The sequence below is a fragment of the Pseudomonas sp. 1D4 genome, from assembly GCF_001728925.1.
Classification (GTDB): Bacteria; Pseudomonadota; Gammaproteobacteria; order Pseudomonadales; family Pseudomonadaceae; genus Metapseudomonas; species Metapseudomonas otitidis.
Genome location: NZ_LXJQ01000002.1, coordinates 181,481 through 201,498 on the forward strand (window position 1 = coordinate 181,481; position 20,018 = coordinate 201,498).

A 20,018-nucleotide genomic window follows, 5' to 3' on the forward strand; every position below is an offset into this window, starting at 1 on the left:
ACGTCGTGCGCACCGCTCGGCGCTCATACGACGCGTAGGGCGGTTCGCGCACCATCGATCCACCGCCCAGGCGCCCCAGCCGGCGCCGAGGCTCAGCCCGAAGAACTGATCAGGGGTAGCTGAAGCTCTTCACCAGGGTGAGTTCGCCCGGCTGGCGCATGGGCACGATGAAGTTTTCCTGCTTCTCGCTCGGCGTGCCTTCCTCGGTGATGACCGTCACCTGGGCGGTGATCAGTGGCTGCGCAGGGCCTTCGGTGCCGTCGTCGCTGCCGTAGTAACCGCCGCCGTAGTAGTTCACGTACACCAGGTACTGCCCCTTGAGCGGGGTCGGGCTGGCGATCATTTCCGGGCCGTAGCCGGTGGTCACGTCCACGTCCAGCGCCGTGCCGTTGGGCGCGCTGCGGTCGCCGTACCAGATGTGGGCGCCATCCGGGGTCACCAGATGCAGGTCCAGGTCGGTGTTGTCGGCATCCCAGGAGAGCACCACACGCATGCGTGCCGGTACGCCGCCCTTGGCCCGGCTGTAGAACTGCACGCGGTGGGATTGCTTGCCATCCGGGCTGCGCACTTCGACGCTGTTGCTGCCGGAGGGGAACACGAAGGGCCGCTGGAAGCTGCCGTCCTCGCCCACCTTCAGCGGCATGCTCACGCCGTTGACCACCAGGGTGCCGGGGCCGCTGGCCGCTTTCGGCAGACCGGTGATCGCCCCCTTGATCAGCGCAGTGTCGGCCTGGTCCGCCACGGTGTTGACCGAAGAAGCCGGGTAGTTGACCTCCTGCATGAAGTGCTCCCCGGAGCCGGCGCCCTCGCGCCAGCCACCGCGCGGTGTGTCGAGTCGCACCTCGGCGCAGGCGAGCAGCGGCGTCAGAGCCAGGAACAGGGAAGCAAGGGAGGCGCAGCGCATGGGGATCATTCCAGTAGCAGTTGGCGGGCGAGCCGCTCGACGTAGGCTTCGTCCTGGCCGTTGGGGTGGGCTTCGAAGGCCAGGTGCAGGTATTCGTGGGTCAGGTCGAGGCGGTCCTGCAGGGAAAACAGGCCGCGCACGAAGATGCGCCGCCGCTCGCGGTCGACATGGGGCCGACCAGAGGCCAGGCGGCACACCGAGAACTGCGGGATTTCAGCGTAGCCCGGCTCGGCATCGAGGATCGGACGCCATCCGCGACGCTGGCGGCGCAGCCACTCCTCGGCATTGGGCAGGGCCTGACAGGCCGCCACGGGCTTGTCCCAGCGGCTGAGGCTGGCGCGCGGGAAGGCACGGGCGAGGATGCTGTCGTAACGGATGCCCTCCTTCGCTTCCGTTACGGCCTGCTGCCAGGAGAGGCGATCCGGACCGGCGCGCTCGCTGTGGTAGGTCACCGTGCTGCCGGCCAGCACCAGGTCGGCGGTCCAGGCGGCGATGGTACGACTGGCAGCAGACGCCGGCCGGGGGGAGACCCGCTGGCTGGAGCTGCTGTCGTCGATGGACAGGCACTCGCCGCGACGCACGGCGTTCTGCACCAGGTAGGTGCGCACCGCCACGGCCAGGGCCTTGGCGGCCTCGGCCGGTTCGGCTGCCGCCTCGCGGTCGAGCACGCGGGCCACGTAGTCCTCGCGCTCCAGATGAGCGGTCAGCGCCAGGCCGTCGTCACGGCGTTCGAGAAAGAGCTCGCCCTGGCTTTCGATGTCCAGGCGGTTGCCGTTCTCGAACAACACCTGGTAGCGCCCGCGCAGGGCACCGGGCGCCACGGGCGTGGACTGGCCAGCGAGGCTGACCTCGCGCAGCGGATAGCGGCTGAACAGCCGCACCTCCACGCAACTGCCCGGCTCGCGGGGCCAGCTCACCGGCAACGTGCGTTCGAGCACCTCGGCGTACTGCCCGAGAACGCGCTGGCTGGTGCCGGGGCCGCCGGCCCAGACCGGCGTGCCGTCGTTCAGCCAGCCGGCGAAGCCGCCCTGGCGGGCCTGGGGATCGGCGTCCGCGAGCCAGCTCCAGGTCTTCACCCGCAGGCGCGCGCCGAGGGTGGCGAGCACGCCGGCATCACGGGCCTGGAGCGGTACATCGAGCAGCACGCGGCGGGCCTCGTCCTGGGCCGGCAGGGTCTGCAACTGGGCCAGCAGGTCGGCCACCGGGACACGCGCCTCAGGCTTCAGCGCATCGAGGCGTTGCAGCCAGGCCGGGGCACGGCGTGCCTGCCAGTAGCGGGCCCAGTCATCCGGGGTCACACCTAGGCGTACCGGGTCGAAATACAGGCCGCAGGATTTCACCAGCGCCTGGTCACGGTCGATGCGTTCGCCGGGGTTGCAGCAATACACCTCGTCACGGTCGTGGCCGAGGCACTGGTAGCCGGGGTCCGGCCGTTGTTGGTCCACCAGGTAGGCGTAGACGAAGAGCTTCCACAAGCTGCCCAGGGGTGCCTGGCGCTCGGCGGGCAAGGGACCGCGCGCCAGCACGCGGCTGCGGTCCAGTTCGAGCAGTTCGTTACCGGCCGGGGTGCGCCAGGCCAGGGCGAGGGGCGCCTCGGCGGCCCCCACCGGGAGGGCCGCCAGCGCCAGCAGCGCAGCGGCCATGCGCAGGCCCCTGGTCAATCTCAATCGACCTTGATCTGTCCCAGCGCCGGTTCGCTCTCCAGCGCCTGCTCCTGCGGCGCGTAGAGGCGGACGTAGCGCGCCGGCGGCAACTGGAACTCGCCTTTCTGCGAGAAGCGCACCAAGTGACGCAGCACCAGGGCACCTTCCAGGCGATCCACCGGGACGGCGTAGACCATCTGCCCCGGTTCGTTGCGGGCCTTCTCCAGGGCGGAGGCTTCCTCGCCTTCCAGGCCGGAAACCTGGATGCCCCAGGTGGTGCGCTCGACATCGGCACCGGGCGGCAGCGGCACTTCCAGCAGGCCATAGCGCAGGGCGCGGCCGGCCTGGGCGTTCAGCACCACTTCGTCCAGGTAGAGGGCGTCGCTGGAGATGTCACCGGGCTTGGCCTCTTCGGCCTTGAAGGTGAAGGGCTCGCTGCCCGGCACCAGGCGCAGCAGGCGGCGGCTGATCGCCACCGGCAGGGCGGCACCCGCGCCGGCAGCCTGGGCGCTCTGGTAATCCAGGCGCACGTCCACCGGGTGGGCCAGGTCGGTCGGCAGGTCGAGGGTGGCGGGCACGCCCTGGCCATGCCACTGCCAGTAGCGTTCGCCGCTGTCGCCTTCGCGGGCCTGCCAGTCGCCTTGCGGGGCGATGACCAGGTCCGGGCCGGCCTTGTCCAGGCTGCGTTGCAGCCAGGTCAGGGCCAGGGCGCGCTCGACGGTGGACTGCCCCGGCGCCAGGCGCTTGAGCAGGGCAGCCGCACGCACCGGGTCGGCCCCATTGAGGTACAGGCCAAGGGCTTCGGCGAAGGGCTGCTGGCTGGCGGACAGACGCTCGCGGGCGGCACCCAGTTGGGCGTCCAGCGCTGCCGGCACGCGGACTTGCAGCTGACGGGCAAGACCGGCGGTGAGCACGCGGGCAGCCGCCAGGCCGAGGGACGACTCCGGTGCGGCCATCACCAGGCTGGCGCGGCCGTCGTCCACCTCGGGCACGTCCTCGCCCTCACCGGCGGCGGCCAGGTCGGCCATCAGGCCTTCCATCAGGGTGTTCACCGGCAAGCCCATGTCGCGGGCGAAGGCCAGCACCAGGGCACGTTGCAGCAGCGGGGTGTTGGGGGCCTGGGCGGCGTAGGTGTCCAGCACGCGCTGCCAGTGGTCCGGCGGCAGCTGAACCTCCAGGGCACGGCTGGTGTACCAGTCGGCGTAGTAGGCGTAGGCGGTGAGGAAGGCGTCGGCATCGGCCTCGTCGCCCCACCAGGTGAACACCGCGTCCGGGCCGGCCATCTGCACCAGGCGCAGGCGGCCGGTCTGCATGATCAGGCGCAGGCGGTCGCTCACGCGGCGCTCGCCCTGGGACAGGGTCGGGTAGGCCACGGCCAGCGGCAGCAGGCGGCTGGCGGTCTGCTCGACGCCGCCATAGGGGTAGGCGAGCAGGTCGTCGAGGGCGCCACGGAACAGGGCCTGGCCGTTGTCGTCCTGGCGCAGGCGGATGGCGCTGGCGTCAGCCGGCAGGCCCAGCTCGGTCTTGCCGGCGTAGGCCACCAGGCTCTTGCTCTGGGCACTCGGCCAACCGTCGGCAGCCAGGTGCAGGGCCACGTCGAGGGCATCGACGGCCTGGCCGTCACGCACCAGTTCGGCGTGGAAGTCCCCTTCGGCCACGGCCGGAACCGTCAGCGGCAGGTAGTTGATGCCCTTGGCCAGTTCCACTGTGGTGCGCTGTTCCTGGCCGGCGTAACGGGTCACCAGTTCGGCCTTGGAACCCGCTTCGCCCTGGTTGAAGGCAAACAGGCCGAGGGTCGGGCGGTCGCCCTTGCGGAAGGTGGTCGGGCCGCTCCATTTGAGATACAGCGGCTTTTCGGAGCGCACGAACTGGCGCTTCTGGCCCACCTGGCCATCGGCGTTCATGGCCCGCGCGGTGATGCGCCAGCGGGTCAGGGAGTCCGGCACGCGGAAGCTGAAGCGCACCTTGCCGTTGGCGTCGGTGACCAGGTCCGGCTGCCAGGCGGCGGTGTCCACGTCCTCGCGGCGCGGACGCTCCAGCACCTTCACGCCTCGGTCGCTGCGGTTGGCGCGGCCGGGCGCGGTGGCGCTGCCGGGCAGGGCCAGGTCGTAGGCGATGAACGAGAGGCTGGCGCTGGTGCGCACGTTGTTGCGGCGCGGGTGGTAGAAGAACTGGTCGATGCCCGGGGCGATCTCCGGCTGCAGCGCGTAGATCATCTCGTCCACCACGCTGACGGTGAGGCGCGAGGCGGTGGGTTTGCCTTCGTAGCGAGTGGTCAGCTCGACGGTGACGGTGTCACCCGGGCGGGCCACTTCCTTGTCGGCCACCACCTCGATGTCGATCTGCGGCGTGGCCACCTTGATGCCGGCGTTCTGGAAGCTGTAGTCGCCGCCACGGGTGTACAACGCGGAGAAGGTGATGTTGGGCGAGAAGGTCTTGCCCACCGGGATGCGCGCGCGGTACTGGGTGTCGGAGAGGCGCTCCAGCTTCAGCCAGTCGCCGCCCTTGGACAGCAGCGCGGTGGCTTCCACCTTGTCGCGCTCCAGGGTCAGCAGGGCATCGCTCACCGGCTCGGGGAAGGTGATCAGCGCCAGGGCTTCCTCGCCGGCCTTGTACTCGGCCTTGTCGAGGACGATCTCGATGGTGCCGGCCACAGACTTCACGCCGTCGCCGCTGACCGAGTGGCCGGTGGCGCCGAGGATCAGGCCCTTGTCGTCCTTCAGGGTGATGCTGTAGGTGCCGGGGCGCTCGAACTTCAGGTCGAAGCCGTCGCTGCCGCCGGCCAGGGTGCCGCCCTGGGTGCTCTGGTCTTCCAGGCGGACCCAGTCGTAGCGGGCCGGCTTGAGGTCGCTCGGGCGCTCACTGCGGAAGCTGAAGTGCACCGACTCGCCGGCGCTGCTGAAGCGTTGCGGCGCGGTGAGGACATAGCGGGCCGCACCGCGCTCGATGAGGATCTCCTTGCTGGTGCGCACGCGGTAGGCGGCGCCATCGCTGGCGAACACGGTGAGCAGGTAGCGGCTGGGCTTTTCGGCGGCCGGCAGGTTGAGTTCGGCACGGCCCTGGGCGTCGGTGGTGAGCTCGGTGCTCTCCAGCTCCACCGGGAACTGCCCGAGGTACTGCAGTTCGTTGTCGATCATCGACAACTGCTGGGCGCGCAGGCTCAGTTGCAGGCGGGCGTTGGCCACCGGTTTGCCGTCCGGGTAGAGCAGCACCAGGGCGCCTTTCACCGGCTCGCCGGTGCGGAAGTCCGGCTTGGCCAGGTCCAGCGACACCTCGAAGTGCGGCTTGATGTACTCGGCCACGCGGAAGGCGCTGCTGTAGATCTGGTCGCGGTAGCGGAAGCGCAGTTCGTAGCCACCGGCCACGGCGTTGCGCGGCAACTGGAAGCGGCCCTGGGTGCCGGACTGGCCGTCCAGCGCCAGGTCCAGGGTCTGCAGCTCGGTGCCGTTGGCGTCAAGCACGCTGAGCTTCAGCGGCGCGGCGGTGGGGGCGACCGAGTCGCGGGCGTTCTTGAATTCGCGACCGACGATCTTCACCTCGACCCAGTCGCCCGGGCGGTACAGCGGGCGGTCGGTGAAGGCGTAGAGCTTGGTGTCGTAGATCTCGCTGTCGTAATAGAAGTTCTCGGAGACGAACACGCCACCTTCGGCATCCTCGCCCAGTACGTAGGAACGCTCGGGGCTGCCGTGGCCGAGGCGCAGCAGGCCCTGGGCGTCGGTGGTGCCGCTGGTCATCACGCCCAGGCCGTCGCTCCACAGCACCTTGGCATCGGCCACCGGCGTACCTTCATGTTTGCGGGCGGTCCACACCAGCAGCTCACCGCCGGCGATCTTGCTCACGGCCACGGTGTTGGAGACGAACACCACGGTGGTGGCGCGGTACTTGCCGACGATGGCTTCGGTCAGGTACAGGCCGGGCTTGAGCTTGCCGAGGGGGATGTAGACGTTGCCCGGCTGGGTGCTGGTGAACTGGCTGGAGGAGCCGGCCAGCTCGACGCCCTTCGGCGGCTCGATGGGCTTGGCCTGCCACAGCGGGTAGCGGAACTGCGCCACCATCGGCATGCCCTTGAGCGGTGCGTACTGCACCTGCGGGGTGAACTCGGTGGGCTGGCGGATGGCCTCGCCCATGCTCAGTTCGGGTGCTTCTTCGGTGACCTGCTTGCGCGACTCGTAGGAGAAGGCCCGCTGCATCACCCGACGCGACTTGCGGTACCAGTTGTCCCAGAGGTAGGCCAGGGTGTTGGACAGGCCCTCGCCCTTGAAGTCGCCCTCGGTGCTCACGCGGTGCAGGTTCTTCTGCCGCTTGAGGAAGTCGAGGGGGTTCTCGATGCGGTACACGCGGATGTCGACGCCGCCGTATTCCTCCATCCGGTAGCGACGGTAGTCGCGGCCCGGAGCCTCCAGGCGCACCTGGGCCACTTCATCGGTGGCGAAGCTGCTATCGGAGAGCAGGAAGAAGGACTCGCCCGCCAGGGGCGTGTAGCCGCTGGCCGGCACCTCGTCCTCGGCCTGGGTGAGCGCCGGCAGGGCCAGGGGCAGCACCAGCGCCATCAGCGCGGCAGCGGACAGGCGCGCCACACGGCGCAGGGGGCTGGCGTTCATCGGGCGAGGAAGTTCAGTCGATAGATGCCGATAAAGTTGGGGTTGGATTCGTCGGGGATCCATCGGGTGTCCTTCCATTTCATGAGTTGTTGCAGGCTGACGGAGCGCATGCCGTTATCGGTCGGGGTGCTGGTGCCGGTGTGGTAGGCGATTTCCCGCCCCATCCAGATCATCAGGTGCTGGTCATCACCCTGGTCGAAGAAGATCAGGTCGCCGGGACGGGCCTGGTTGAGGTCGCGGCCGGCGAACCGGCTGTTGTGCTGAATGAGTTTGATGGCGTTGACGTAGGGGCCGACCTTGCCACCGCCCTGTTGCCAGTTCTGCGCGAGCTGGCGCTGGGCGTCGCTCAGCTCCAGCTCCGGCGGCAGGTAGCGGTTGGACAGGCCATTGGCGCGCAGCCACTTGGCGTCGTGGACCTTGAGCGCCTCGTTGGCGGCGAAGCGCACCAGGCCGGCGCAATCCTGCTGGTGCCAGCGCGGGCTCGGGCCCTGACGCAGCTGCTCCTGGGCGATGCGCACGAACCAGGCGCGGAACACCTGGGACTGCTCGGGATCGAGCCCCACCGTTTCGTCGGCGCGCAGCACCAGGCTCCACACCATCAGCAGCGCGGCCAGCCCGAACGGCAGGCGACGGATCACAGGGAGCGCCATTCCAGGGGCAGCCATTCCCACGGGTCGCTGGCCTGGGTGTCGGCCGGCAGCGCCAGGGCGTATTTGCCGTGGCCACCGAGGGCCCGCAGCTTGGGCAGCAGGTGGGCTTCGGCGGCGTTGCGGAACACCGGCTCGTCGTTGCTCGGCAGGCTGTCGAGGGTTTCCCGCTCCAGCAGCTTGGCCAGGCCTTCGGGGGCCAGGTAGGCCGGCACCAGGGCGTCCTTGGGCAGGGTCTCGCCCAAGGGCGGGAAGCGCTTGTCGAGGGTATCCAGGCCCTTGGTCACCAGCTTGTCGTCCAGGGAGAACAGCAGGGTGTCGCCATGGCGCGCCAGGCTCACGTGGAAGTAGCCACGGGAGGCCAGGGCATCGGGGTTGGCGCTCTGGGATGCGGGGTACTGGCCGAAGTTGGAGCCGACGTCGCGGGCCCAGATGCGGGCGGCGCCCCGGGTCTGGCTCTCCAGCGGGAAGCGACCGCCTTCGGCATAGGGTTCGAAGGCACCGATCACCGAGCCGAACAGGCCTTCGATGGCCGGGTCCATCTGGCCGGAGGCCGCCTCGTCGAGGTGGGCCACCAGCAGCGGCGAATGCAGGCGGGAGTCGGCGTACCAGCACAGGCCGGCGGTGGTGCCGAGGCGCTTGCCGAGCTGCTCGGTGACCTCCTTGCCGGCACCGACGCGGTCCAGCAGGCGGGCATTCACGCCCGGCGCCACGGGCAGCGCGACGCAGGCACTGGCGCCCATGGGCATGGCCTGCCACAGGGGCTTGAAGTCGAACTTGGCCTGGTCGTCCACCTCGTTGAGGGCGACGTAGCTGCGCCAGCCCTTGTCGTCCATCTCGAAGCGCAGGCCGGCAAAGCTGGGCAGGAAGCGCTGGTAGCCGAAGGCGAGGAATTCGCCGCCCAGGGCGATGCGCTGCTGCTCCTGGCCACGGGCCTTGAGGCCGAAACGCTCGGGGAAGGGATCATCGCCGGCCATCAGGCCCTCGACCGTCTCGGTCTCGGCGCGGGCCAGCTTGCCGGATTCGTCCAGCAGCATGCCGGGGCTGGAGAGCACCAGCAGCTTGTCGCCATGACTGGCCAGCAGCACCGAGCGCTCGCCCAGGTAGCGCAGGCTGTACAGCGGCACGCTGTCGCCGTCCACCCGCAGCTCGCCCACCTGGCTTAGTTGGGTGTCGTCCAGGGCCGCGTGTGCCAGTGGCTCCAGCACTCGGGCCAGGCCGCCGCGCTGCAGGGTCACCAGCACGTGCTTGAGCTTGCCGTCGGCACCCCGCCAGGCCGCGACTTCAGCGGGCTGGTCGAGCAGTTCGTCGATCAGCGAGTCCTGCAGCTTGAGGTCGTGCTCGTAGATGATGCGACGCAGGCTGCCGGCCAGGCCGAGGCGGTCGGCGTTGTCCTGGTAGTAGAAGACGAAGTCCTCGGTGAGGGTGTCGCGCAGCAGCGGCACCGCGAGGATGTCCTTGGGCAGGCGGCTGAGGGAGGCGCTCTCGATCAGGGCGTCAGGGCGCTTGAGGTCCAGCCCCAGGGCGCTCTGTTCGGCCAGGTCGCGCGGTTCCTGCTTGTCGCAGCCCCCCAGCAGGCCGGCGGCCGCCAGCGGCAGCAGCAGGCCGAGGGCCAGGGCGCGCGGGTGACGCGCCAGGGCAGTGCGGGCGCTTTCAGGAGTGGTGTTCTGGTTCATGGTGAAAAACCCCGGTTCATCCACGCGGCGGGACATCAGAAGTTGAAGGATTTGACGAGCACCAGCTCACCGATGGCCCGCAAGGGCACGACGAAGGACTCACGCTTCTCGTTCACGGTGTTCTCGTTGAACACCAGGCTGATCTGCGACGTGATGACCTCGTTCTGGTTGCTGCCGGCGTCGAAGTTGTAGCCATTGGCGCCGTAGTTGCCCCAGTAGTTCACGTACACCAGGTAGGTGCCGTGCAGGGGCGCGGCCATGGTGAACATTTCCGGGCCGGGGCCGTCGACGCTGTCGGTGTCCAGGCCGCCGCCGTTGCTCATCACCGGGTCGGCCCAGAAGGCGTGCTGGCCGTCGGGGGTGACGATGTGCAGGTCGAGTTCGGCCTTGGGATCGTCCCAGCCGAGCACCACGCGCAGGCGCGCCGGGGTGCGGCCGGTGTTGGCTTCGTAGAACTGCACGCGCTTGAGCGACTTGCCGTCGCCGGACACCACTTCGACGCTGTTGGAGCCGGCACCGAACGCGTACGGGCGGACGAAACGTCCGGCGTCATCGGTGTAGAGCGGCAGTGGGTTGCCGTTGACCACCAGACGGTGCGGCGGGCGGACGTGGCCGATGTTGGCCAGGCGTCCTTCGATGAGGGTGCGGTTGCGCTGTGCGCCCCGGTCGATGGGCGGCGTCGGGTAGGCAACCGCCGGGTTTTCGCTGCGATCGAGCAAGCCGGCGTAGCGCCAGCCGGCACTAGGGCCCTCCAGCGTGGCGGACGGCTCGGCCGACCAGGCAAGGGGGGCCAGGAAGAACAGGCTGAGCAACGAAACGGCGCGCATGTTTAATCCGTTAATGGCGCAAAGGCCGCGATGCTAGCCCTCCCCACGCCAAGACGCAACGCGCGCGACCGAGGAGTCGGAAGCCCCTCACATTCTGATACAACTCACCCAAGGCCAGGCAGACCGGGGCATCGGGCCTAGATCAGGCCGAGCAGCTGCAGGCTCAGCAGGCCGATGTTGGTGGTCACCACGGCGGCCAGGGTGGTGATGACGATGATGGAGGCAGCCAAGGCATGGTTGCCGTTCACCGCCCGCGCCATGACGAAGCTGGCGGCGGCCGTGGGGCTGCCGAAGTAGAGGAAGAGGATCGCCAGCTCGGCCTGGCGGAACCCCAGGGCCCAGGCGCCGGCGGTGGCCAGCAGCGGCAGCCAGACCATCTTCATCAGGCTGGAGCTGATGGCCAGGCGGCCGCTCTGGCGCAGGGACGCCAGCGACAGGGTGCCGCCGATGCAGATCAGCGCCAGGGGCAGGGTCATCTGGGCGAAGTACTCGCCGGAGGTCATCAGCCAGGCCGGCAACTGCAGTTGCAGGTAGGCCACGGGGATGGCGGCGAGCACGCCGATGATCAGCGGATTCTTCAGCACGCCCTTGATCAGGCTCCAGGGGTCGGCGCGCATGCCCGGTGCGTAGACCGCCAGCACGATGGAGGACAGGGTGTTGTAGCAGAGGATCACCACGCCCCCGAGCACACCCCCAACCGACAGGCCGTAGTCGCCGTACATGCTGGTGGCCAGGGCGAGGCCGATGATGCCGTTGTTTCCACGGAACGCGCCCTGGGTGTAGATGCCCCGGTCCGCCTCCGGGCAGCGCCAGAGGGCCCAGAGCCAGGCCAGGCCGAAGCAGCCCAGGGTGGCGACGACGAAGTAGGCGATGAGCGCGGGCTGCAGGGCGGTGCTCAGGTCCGCCTTGATGATGCCGAGGAACAGCAGGGTCGGCATGGTGCCGCGGAAGACCAGGCTGGAGGCGGTGTCGATGAAGGGGGCGTCGATCCAGCCCAGGCGGCGCAGCAACACGCCAAGGAACAGCATGGAGAACACCGGGGCGGTGATGCCGAGAATCTGCTGGACAACGGGGAACATGACGGGCCTGGGCGGGATTGGTTAGGCGGCTAAGAATACCAAGGCCCGGCCACCAGTGGCTTTCAGGACGCTTTCAGGGGAGAAGAACCGGAGGGCGCTGAGCGAGCCTTGGCTTGAGAGGGGAGCCTGATCGCGAATGAACCCGTGCCTGTGGGGTGGCGGCGCTGCGCGCCGCTTGGCGACTGAAGTCGCCCCTGCAGGTGCGGTGCCGTAGGCGTAGCCCGGACTTCAGTCCGGGGCTGGTCGCCCACTCCGCTCCCGGGCTGAGGCCCGGGCTACGGAGCCCCGCGTTTGCCTCAGCGACGGACCGGGCGCTTCTGCAGCTTGCGCTGCAGGGTGCGGCGGTGCATGCCCAGAGCACGGGCGGTGGCGGAGATGTTGCCATCGTGCTCGGCCAGCACGCGCTGGATGTGCTCCCACTGCAGGCGGTCCACCGACATGGGGTTCTCCGGCACCAGGCTTTCCACGTCGGCCTGCTGGGACAGCAGCGCGGTCAGCACGTCGTCGGCGTCGGCCGGCTTGCACAGGTAGTTGGTGGCGCCGCGTTTGATGGCCTCCACGGCGGTGGCGATGCTGGAGTAGCCGGTGAGGATGACCACCCGCATGTCCGGGTCCAGCTCCAGCAGCTTGGGCAGCAGCACCAGGCCGGAGTCGCCTTCCATCTTCAGGTCCAGCACGGCGTAGTCCGGCAGGTCGTCCTTGGCCAGGGCCAGGCCCTCGTCGGCCGAACCGGCCACCGACACGCGCAGGCCCCGGCGGCTCATGGCGCGGGCCATGACGCGGGTAAAGGTGGCGTCGTCGTCCACCAGCAGCAGGTGGGGCTGTTCTTCGCCGTCGATCAGGGGTTCTTCGCTCATGTCGAGTCCTCTCGTGGTGGGCTCAGGCGACACCGTGGCTGCGGGGCAGGCGCAGCTCGGTGAGGGTACCGCCCTCTTCGTGGTTGTACAGCTTCACCGTGCCACCGGCGCGCGTCACGCTGGCCTGGCTGAGGAACAGGCCGAGGCCGAATCCCTTGCCCTTGGTGGTGAAGAAGGGCCGGCCGAGTTGCTCGGCGATGGCCAGGGGAACGCCGGCGCCCTGGTCGCGGATGCTCAGCACCATCCATTGATGGTCCCAGTCCAGGCGAATGTCGAGTTTCTCCGGACAGGCGTCGGCAGCGTTGTTCAGCAGGTTCAGCAGGGCCTGGGTCAGGTCGGCCGGCGGGCGCAGGCGCGGCGCCAGGCCAACGCCCAGGCACTGGTAGCGGTAGGTGGCTTCCGGGCGCATCAGGTGCCAACGGTTGAGGGTCGCCTCCAGCCACTCCACGGCGGTCTGGTCCACCACGGCCTGGCGGCGGTCCGCCTCGGCGGCACGCACCAGTTGCTGCAGGGTTTCCTTGCACAGCTTCACCTGCTCCTGCAGCAGCGCCAGGTCATCCTGCAGGGCCGGCTTGTCGCCGTACTCCTGGCGCAGCTCCTTGAGCAGCACGCTCATGGTCGCCAGCGGGGTGCCGAGTTCATGAGCGGCACCGGCGGCCTGGGTGGCCACAGCCAGAAGCTGCTGGTCACGCATGCTTTCCTCGCGGCGCACGGCGCGCAGCTGGTCCTGGCGGCGCAGCTCCTCGGTCATGCGGGCGGCGAAGAAGGTGATCAGCGCCGCCGCCAGGGCAAAGCTCAGCCACATGCCGTAGATCAGCATCGCCTCGCGCTGCTCCACCGGCATCTCCAGCGGGTGGAACCACACCAGCAGCAGGGTGTAGGCCGCCAGCGCCAGCCCCGCCAGCACCAGGGTGTAGACCCAGGGCAAGGTGGCGGCGGCGATGGTCAGCGGCACCAGGTAATAGGAAACGAAGGGGTTGGTGGAGCCGCCGGAGTAATAGAGCAGCACGCTGTGGATGACCAGGTCGCAGGCCAGTTGCACCGAATACTCCAGCTCGGTGACCGGCCACGGGCCGCGCAGGCGCAGGGTGGTGCTCACACAGAGCACCAGCGACACCGCCAGGGTCACCGACAGCTCCAGCCAGGGCAGCTCCAGCAGTTGCGCCCGGTAGGCAAGGCCCACCGAACCGGCCTGGGCGGCCAGCACGAGCACACGGATGAGGGTCAGACGCAGGAGGTTCTGCCGGCTGGCGGACAGGTGGTGTAAGGGTTCGAGCATGGCCACTCCAAGAATTCGGCGGAGTATAACCAAGGTGCCTGGCGCACCGCTGATATGCGTCAACTCGCCGCATCGTTGAACTGCCGGCGGATCATGGACAGCGCGACTGCGCAGCCTGCGTACCAGAGCGGCCGAGAATACGAGGCCGTGATCGAACGAAAAAAATTCCTGCGGTCTTAACCCGGACCGCACGGAACGCCCGTCTACCCTGTTGACTGCCGCAAACCGCGCGCACACCCACTGCCTCTCACAAGGAGCCGACATGCAAGCCATCACCCGCCTCTCCGCCGCCCTCGCCCTGGCCACCGCCGCCTTCGCCAGCCTCCCGGCCATGGCCGATGAGGCGCGCTACAACCAGGTGGCCCTGCGTGCCGAGGTCAGCCAGGACGTGGCCCATGACCTGATGCACGTCACCCTGTTCAGCGAATCCGAGAACAGCGACCCGGCCAAGCTGGCCGCCGAGATCACCCGCACCCTCAACGCCGCCGTCGAGAAGGCCCGCGCCACCAAGGGCATCACCGTCAGCCTCGGCAGCCGCAACAGCTACCCGGTCTACGACGACAAGGGCCAGAAGATCACCCGCTGGCGCGAGCGCGCCGAAGTGCGCCTGGAAAGCGCCGACTTTGCCGCCCTGTCCCAGCTCAGCGCCGACCTGATGGGCAGCCTGAAGATGGCCGGCATGGATTTCAGCATCGCCGACGCCACCCGCAAGAAGAACGAAGACGCCCTGCTGAAGGATGCCGTTGACGCCTTCAAGGCCCGCGCCCAACTGGCGACCCAGGCCCTGGGCGGCTCCGGCTACAAGCTGGTGAGCCTCAACCTCAACAGCGACGGCTTCCAGCCGCGCCCGATGATGGCCATGCGCGCCGCCAAGGCCAGCATGATGCTGGCCGAAGACGCCCCGGCACCGGAGATCGAAGCCGGCACCAGCCGCGTCAACGTCACCGCCGATGGCGTCATCGAGGTGCAGATGCCCTGACACGGGGCCCGGGCCACCCGCACGAACGGGTGGCCCCAGGCTGCGAACGGTCGCGAACTTGCAGAATTGCGACACCGCCTTACAGCATCGCCACAGCTTCTACACTCATGTCCCACCATGGCTTGCCTCGGGCATGTGCCATGCATAGTTTCGGGCGAGGCGCCTTACGAGGGCGCCCCTCACGATGACAAACACAACAAGACATGAGGTCAAAATGCGTAAAAACGCCGTCATCCAAGCGCTTCTCGCTGCCGGGCTGATCGCCGGCGCACCGCTGGCCAGCGCCGCCGGGAACCTGGTGTTCTGCTCCGAAGGCAGCCCCGCCGGCTTCGACCCCGGCCAGTACACCACCGGCACCGACTTCGACGCCGCCGCCGAGACCGTCTTCAACCGCCTGACCCAGTTCGAGCGGGGCGGCACCGCCGTCATCCCCGGCCTGGCGGAGAAGTGGGACGTCTCCCCCGACGCCCTCACCTACACCTTCCACCTGCGCCCGGGCGTGAAGTTCCACACCACCGACTACTTCAAACCCACCCGCACCTTCAACGCCGACGACGTGCTGTTCACCTTCCAGCGCATGCTCGACAAGGACCACCCGTTCCGTAAGGCCTACCCCACCGAATTCCCCTACTTCACCGACATGGGCATGGACGCCAACATCGCCAAGGTCGAGAAGCTGGACGACATGACCGTCAAGTTCACCCTCAACCAGGTGGACGCGGCCTTCATCCAGAACCTCGCCATGAGCTTCGCCTCCATCCAGTCCGCCGAATACGCCGACCAGTTGCTCAAGCAGGGCAAGGCCGCCGACCTCAACCAGAAGCCCATCGGCACCGGCCCGTTCGTGTTCAAGCGCTACCAGAAGGACGCGCAGATCCGCTTCGCCGGCAACAAGGACTACTGGACGCCCGAGGACGTGAAGATCGACAACCTGATCTTCGCCATCAACACCGACGCCTCCGTGCGCATGCAGAAGCTCAAGGCCGGCGAGTGCCAGATCACCCTCTTCCCCCGCCCCGCCGACCTCGAAGCGCTGAAGAAGGACGCCAACCTCAACATGCCGTCCCAGCCGGGCTTCAACCTCGGCTACATCGCCTACAACGTCACCCACAAGCCCTTCGACAAGCTCGAAGTGCGCCAGGCGCTGGACATGGCGGTGAACAAGAAGGCCATCATCGACGCCGTTTACCAGGGCGCCGGCCAGCTCGCCGTCAACGGCATGCCGCCGACCCAGTGGTCCTACGACGAGACCATCAAGGACGCCGGCTACAACCCCGACAAGGCCAAGGAACTGCTCAAGGCCGCCGGCGTGGCCGAAGGCACCGAGATCACCCTCTGGGCCATGCCCGTGCAGCGCCCCTACAACCCCAACGCCAAGCTGATGGCCGAAATGCTCCAGGCCGACTGGGCCAAGGTCGGCATCAAGGCCCGCATCGTCACCTACGAGTGGGGCGAGTACATCAAGCGCGCCAAGGGCGGCGAGCACGACGCCATGCTGATTGGCTGGAGCGGCGACAACGGCGACCCGGACAACTGGCTCGGCACCCTCTATGGCTGCGACGCCATCGACGGCAACAACTTCTCCAAGTGGTGCAACACCGACTACGACAAGCTGGTCAAGCAGGCCAAGGCCAACCCCGACCAGGCCCAGCGCACCGAGCTGTACAAACAGGCCCAGCACATCCTCAAGGACCAGGTGCCGATCACCCCGATCGCCCACTCCACGGTCTACCAGCCGATGCGCAAGAACGTGCAGGACTTCAAGATCAGCCCGTTCGCCCTCAACGCCTTCTACGGCGTGAGCGTCGGCAAGTAACCCGGCAGGCGGGGCACCACGCCCCGCCCTCCCGGCACCGGGTGCCCGCTACTGGGCGCCCTCCTCCATCCGCCACCGCGGGCACGCATTCGCGGCAGGCCATCACGCCAAGGACGCCCGATGCACCCACGCCTGCTGCCCTTCCTGCTCCTGCTGCCCCTCTGGACCCAGGCCGCTCCCAGCCTGGTGGTCTGCACCGAAGCCGCCCCGGAAGGCTTCGACATCGTCCAGTACACCGCCGCCAACACCGCCGACGCCAGTGCCGAAACCCTCTTCGACCGCCTCGTGCAGTTCGCCCCCGGCAGCACCCGCATCGAACCCGCGCTGGCCGAACGCTGGACGCTTTCCGATGACGGCCTCAGCTACGAATTCACCCTGCGCCAGGGCGTCAAGTTCCACACCACGGCCTGGTTCACCCCCACCCGCGACTTCAATGCCGACGACGTGCTCTGGAGCTTCCAGCGCCAGCTCGACCCCAGGCACCCCTGGCACGAACGCTCGCCCCGGGGCTTTCCCTATGCCGAATCCATGGCCCTGGGGCAGTTGATCGAGCGCATCGAAAAGCTCGACGACCACCGCGTCCGCTTCGTCCTGCGCCACCCCAAAGCGCCCTTCCTCGCCGACCTCGCCATGGGCTTCGCCTCCATCTACTCCGCCGAATACGCCGACCGCCTGCTCGCCGCCGGCACGCCCGAGGCCCTCAACAGCCGCCCTATCGGCACCGGCCCCTTCGTCTTCCAGCGTTACGAGAAGGACGCCCAGGTGCGCTTCACCGCCCACCCCGACTACTGGGGCGGCCGCCCGGCCATCGACCGGCTGCTGCTGGCCATCACCCCCGATCCCAACGTGCGGGTGCAGAAGCTCAAGGCCAACGACTGCCAGGTGGCCATCTACCCGCGCCCCACCGACATCCCGGTACTGCGCCAGGAGCCGGAGCTGAACGTGCTGGAGATGGACGCCCTGCTGGTCGCCTACGTCGGCCTCAACACCCGCCACCCGCCGCTGGACGACGTGCGCGTACGCCAGGCCATCAACCTCGCCTTCGACCGCGACGCCTACCTGCGCGCCCAGTTCGGCGAAGGCAACGCCACCCTCGCCGCCGCCCCCTATCCACCCAGCGTGCTCGGCTACGACCCCGCCCTGAAGCCCTGGGCCCACGACCCCGCGCGCGCCCACCAGCTGCTGGCCGAGGCCGGGCATGCCAACGGCTTCCACCTTTCCATCTGGACCCGCCCCGGCGGTGGCCCCACCAACCCCAACCCCGGCATCGGCGCGCAGATGCTCCAGGCGGACCTCGCCGCCGTCGGCATCCAGGCCGACATCCGCGTCTTCGAATGGGGGGAACTGATCAAACGCGCCAAGAACGGCGAACACGACCTGGTGTTCATGGGCTGGGTCGGCGACAACGGCGACCCGGACAACTTCCTCGGCCCCAACCTCTCCTGCGCCGCCGCCAGCTCCGGCGAAAACCTCGCCGGCTGGTGCGACCCCACCTTCGACGCCCTGATCCGCCAAGCCCGCGCCGAACGCGACGACACGCAGCGCGCCGCCCTCTACCGGCAAGCCCTGGGCATCTTCCACCAGCAAGCCCCCTGGATCCCCCTCGCCCACCCCCGGCAATTCGCCGTCGTGCGCAAGGGCGTCAGCGGCTACCAGCTCAACCCGCTGGGGTCGAACAACTTTGCGCGGGTGAGGTGGGAGGGGGACTGAGCGGCGTATAAGCGGGGGTAGTGGCTGGAGCCAAGGGCATTCGAACCCGTCACCGCCCGAGGAATGGGTGACCACGCGAAGGTGAGCGTACAAGGTGGGCCAGTGGCGTCCTACACCTCGGTTTTCGGAGCCGATCAGAAAATGCTGAAGGCTCCTTCGGTGCTTGCCAAAGCAGTGGGAGCCGATCACGAAATTGAAAAATGGGCTGGCAACGCGACCAGGATATTTGGTTGACTGCCGCATCGCAGGGCGGGATGCCCTGTCCCTCTGAGACAAGGAAGTCCGATGCCAATTAGCCCTGACCCAATTATCGGTATCGACGAAATATGCGGCGTGCGCCCTGCAACCTGCGCCGACGACAACCAGGGCTGCGCGCTATCCAGCGAGCATACCGGCAGTGCGGAGAAGATCACCGTGGCCTACAACGCTGTTCCTGCCGCTCACCGTCACCGGACCGTGTGACGAGTTACAGTTATGACTCACAGGGAATATTAATTGGACAAGCCACAACGCAACGCCGATGCCGCTAGCGCTGCCCAAAGGCGCTTTATACAATGAAATATTAAAATCACCTTTATCCATGCACTCTATTTTACACCAGAATCAATACGCACCACTGTAAAGGAATACATAATGTCTGATTATCAAACAACACCATGGACTCAGCCCACCCAACACTCTCAAATCACAAAAACACCCCTTAGAAAAAAAATCGCCATATCAATAAATTGCATCGTAGCAATATCACTTTTAGCCATATCCATCCCCAGCCTAGGCGACAACTACTCTTGGGGCAATTATTATCAATCTGGCTTACCAACACCAGTAGCTGCATGTAAAAATCTTGAAAGTCACACTGGAAATACATTTTACTATGCAGTAAAAAAATATGACGACCAATGGAATTGTTATGGAAGCATAAATCACGTACCAGGTCCTTTTCTCAATGGCGAGGTCTTTTTGAGAGGAAACGGCTGCCCTGATGGGGCAACGCTGAAACCAGGCATTGGGTGCCGAGTACCATCCAAGGATGTCGGAAGTACTTGCACATCGGACCCAAGCAAGATACGGCAACTTGATGGAAGCTGCGTAGATTTAGGACGAGCAGCTTCACTGAAGGGGATGCCGAACGAGACTGCTTGCCCTATCGCAGGTAACCCAATAGTGTTTTCAACAGGAAATAAAATTCAGTTTGAGATGCCTCTACCAGATTTACGCCTCACCTACAACTCCAGCGATGGCATGTGGCGCCACAACTATTCAGACTACATAATTACTGATGATGATTACGCTGCCATTACGACGAGCGACGGAAAGGAAATATACTTTACAAAGACCCAAAATTCTTACACTGAGAACCTCCCAAAAACCGGAACACTAAAACAAGAAAATGGATTATTCACCTATATCAGCCAAGAAAACAAAATCATGTTTTTTGACAGCTACGGCAGACTTTCAAAAATCATCGAACACGGTAAAACCCATCATGTAATCCACTCAGCATATATAACCACAGTAAACTCACCAACGGGAAGCATAGAATTAAAAACAAAAGGCGCACAATTGCTATCCGCAAAATCAGGAAGCATAGAAATCGCTTTTAACTACAACTCTCAAAACAAACTCTCGCAATTAAATTACTCAAACGGCTTAATTAGACACTATCTCTACGAAGACACCCGCAACCCCAACCTCCTCACCGGCATCACCGACGAGCGCGGCATCCGCTACGCCACCTGGACCTACGACGACCAGGGCCGCGCCATCTCCAGCGAGCACGCCGGCGGTGCGGAAAAGGTCACCGTGGCCTACAACGCCGACGGCTCCTCCACCGTCACCAACGCCCTCGGCAAACGCGCCACCTACCGCTTCCAGACCATCCAGGGCATCCGCCGCATCACCGCCATCGAAGGCGAACCCTCGGCCAACTGCCCCAACAGCAACGCCACCTTCACCTACGACGACCGTGGCCTAGTCAAGACCCGCACCGACAACAAAGG

The 20,018-nt window shown here is 66.8% G+C and carries 15 protein-coding genes; 6 read left to right on the plus strand and 9 right to left on the minus strand.

What is annotated here, in order from left to right:
* Positions 1-109 precede the first annotated feature (109 nt).
* From A7D27_RS02085 to A7D27_RS02125, 9 genes are all read right to left on the minus strand, one after another.
* Positions 110-904, minus strand: a complete 795-nt coding sequence (locus A7D27_RS02085; RefSeq protein WP_069563946.1) for a YfaP family protein — start codon at positions 902-904, stop codon at positions 110-112.
* 5 nt (positions 905-909) lie between these two features.
* Positions 910-2,547: a DUF2300 domain-containing protein gene (locus A7D27_RS02090; protein ID WP_069563951.1), complete on the minus strand. Its 1,638-nt coding sequence runs from the start codon at positions 2,545-2,547 to the stop codon at positions 910-912.
* A gap of 20 nt (positions 2,548-2,567) precedes the next feature.
* Positions 2,568-7,148: an alpha-2-macroglobulin gene (locus A7D27_RS02095; protein WP_083265503.1), complete on the minus strand. Its 4,581-nt coding sequence runs from the start codon at positions 7,146-7,148 to the stop codon at positions 2,568-2,570.
* Complete coding sequence (locus A7D27_RS02100) at positions 7,145-7,783, minus strand: DUF1175 domain-containing protein (RefSeq protein WP_139131087.1); 639 nt, start codon at positions 7,781-7,783, stop codon at positions 7,145-7,147. Before A7D27_RS02100 ends, A7D27_RS02095 begins: the two co-directional genes overlap by 4 nt.
* Complete coding sequence (locus tag A7D27_RS02105) at positions 7,783-9,471, minus strand: DUF2138 domain-containing protein (RefSeq protein ID WP_069563953.1); 1,689 nt, start codon at positions 9,469-9,471, stop codon at positions 7,783-7,785. Before A7D27_RS02105 ends, A7D27_RS02100 begins: the two co-directional genes overlap by 1 nt.
* A 35-nt stretch (positions 9,472-9,506) precedes the next feature.
* A complete protein-coding gene (locus A7D27_RS02110) occupies positions 9,507-10,298 on the minus strand; it encodes a YfaP family protein (protein ID WP_069563947.1) in 792 nt (263 codons plus the stop codon).
* Positions 10,299-10,435: 137 nt separating this feature from the next.
* A complete protein-coding gene (locus tag A7D27_RS02115; RefSeq protein ID WP_069560052.1) occupies positions 10,436-11,377 on the minus strand; it encodes an AEC family transporter in 942 nt (313 codons plus the stop codon).
* 296 nt (positions 11,378-11,673) lie between these two features.
* Positions 11,674-12,234, minus strand: a complete 561-nt coding sequence (locus A7D27_RS02120) for a response regulator transcription factor (protein ID WP_044409812.1) — start codon at positions 12,232-12,234, stop codon at positions 11,674-11,676.
* 22 nt (positions 12,235-12,256) lie between these two features.
* Positions 12,257-13,513 carry an ATP-binding protein gene (locus tag A7D27_RS02125; RefSeq protein ID WP_044409815.1) on the minus strand — a complete coding sequence of 419 codons (1,257 nt, stop codon included), beginning with the start codon at positions 13,511-13,513 and terminating at the stop codon, positions 12,257-12,259.
* Positions 13,514-13,775: 262 nt separating this feature from the next.
* Here A7D27_RS02125 and A7D27_RS02130 point away from each other — a divergent pair, with 262 nt between their 5' ends.
* The 6 genes from A7D27_RS02130 to A7D27_RS27635 all read left to right on the plus strand — a co-directional run.
* Positions 13,776-14,492: an SIMPL domain-containing protein gene (locus tag A7D27_RS02130; protein ID WP_069560051.1), complete on the plus strand. Its 717-nt coding sequence runs from the start codon at positions 13,776-13,778 to the stop codon at positions 14,490-14,492.
* 214 nt (positions 14,493-14,706) lie between these two features.
* Positions 14,707-16,308 (plus strand): ABC transporter substrate-binding protein, encoded by a 1,602-nt coding sequence (locus A7D27_RS02135; protein ID WP_069563948.1) that lies wholly within the window; start codon positions 14,707-14,709, stop codon positions 16,306-16,308.
* Positions 16,309-16,428: 120 nt separating this feature from the next.
* Positions 16,429-18,018 carry an ABC transporter substrate-binding protein gene (locus A7D27_RS02140; protein ID WP_069563949.1) on the plus strand — a complete coding sequence of 530 codons (1,590 nt, stop codon included), beginning with the start codon at positions 16,429-16,431 and terminating at the stop codon, positions 18,016-18,018.
* Between the two features lie 102 nt (positions 18,019-18,120).
* A complete protein-coding gene (locus A7D27_RS28590) occupies positions 18,121-18,252 on the plus strand; it encodes a hypothetical protein (RefSeq protein WP_256557141.1) in 132 nt (43 codons plus the stop codon).
* A gap of 99 nt (positions 18,253-18,351) precedes the next feature.
* A complete protein-coding gene (locus tag A7D27_RS28595) occupies positions 18,352-18,480 on the plus strand; it encodes a hypothetical protein (protein ID WP_256557142.1) in 129 nt (42 codons plus the stop codon).
* 171 nt (positions 18,481-18,651) lie between these two features.
* Positions 18,652-20,018 (plus strand): RHS repeat protein (locus tag A7D27_RS27635; protein ID WP_139134038.1); only part of this gene is annotated, 1,367 nt, incomplete at its 3' end.

Bases quoted from the DNA above. Each gene is read 5' to 3' on its own strand.
- A7D27_RS02110 (WP_069563947.1), bottom strand. From the start codon at position 10,298: ATGCGCGCCGTTTCGTTGCTCAGCCTGTTCTTCCTGGCCCCCCTTGCC.
- A7D27_RS02105 (WP_069563953.1), bottom strand. From the start codon at position 9,471: ATGAACCAGAACACCACTCCTGAAAGCGCCCGCACTGCCCTGGCGCGT.
- A7D27_RS02120 (WP_044409812.1), bottom strand. From the start codon at position 12,234: ATGAGCGAAGAACCCCTGATCGACGGCGAAGAACAGCCCCACCTGCTG.
- A7D27_RS02140 (WP_069563949.1), top strand. From the start codon at position 16,429: ATGCACCCACGCCTGCTGCCCTTCCTGCTCCTGCTGCCCCTCTGGACC.
- A7D27_RS02090 (WP_069563951.1), bottom strand. From the start codon at position 2,547: ATGGCCGCTGCGCTGCTGGCGCTGGCGGCCCTCCCGGTGGGGGCCGCC.
- A7D27_RS02135 (WP_069563948.1), top strand. From the start codon at position 14,707: ATGCGTAAAAACGCCGTCATCCAAGCGCTTCTCGCTGCCGGGCTGATC.
- A7D27_RS02085 (WP_069563946.1), bottom strand. From the start codon at position 904: ATGCGCTGCGCCTCCCTTGCTTCCCTGTTCCTGGCTCTGACGCCGCTG.
- A7D27_RS02130 (WP_069560051.1), top strand. From the start codon at position 13,776: ATGCAAGCCATCACCCGCCTCTCCGCCGCCCTCGCCCTGGCCACCGCC.
- A7D27_RS02095 (WP_083265503.1), bottom strand. From the start codon at position 7,148: ATGAACGCCAGCCCCCTGCGCCGTGTGGCGCGCCTGTCCGCTGCCGCG.
- A7D27_RS02125 (WP_044409815.1), bottom strand. From the start codon at position 13,513: ATGCTCGAACCCTTACACCACCTGTCCGCCAGCCGGCAGAACCTCCTG.
- A7D27_RS02115 (WP_069560052.1), bottom strand. From the start codon at position 11,377: ATGTTCCCCGTTGTCCAGCAGATTCTCGGCATCACCGCCCCGGTGTTC.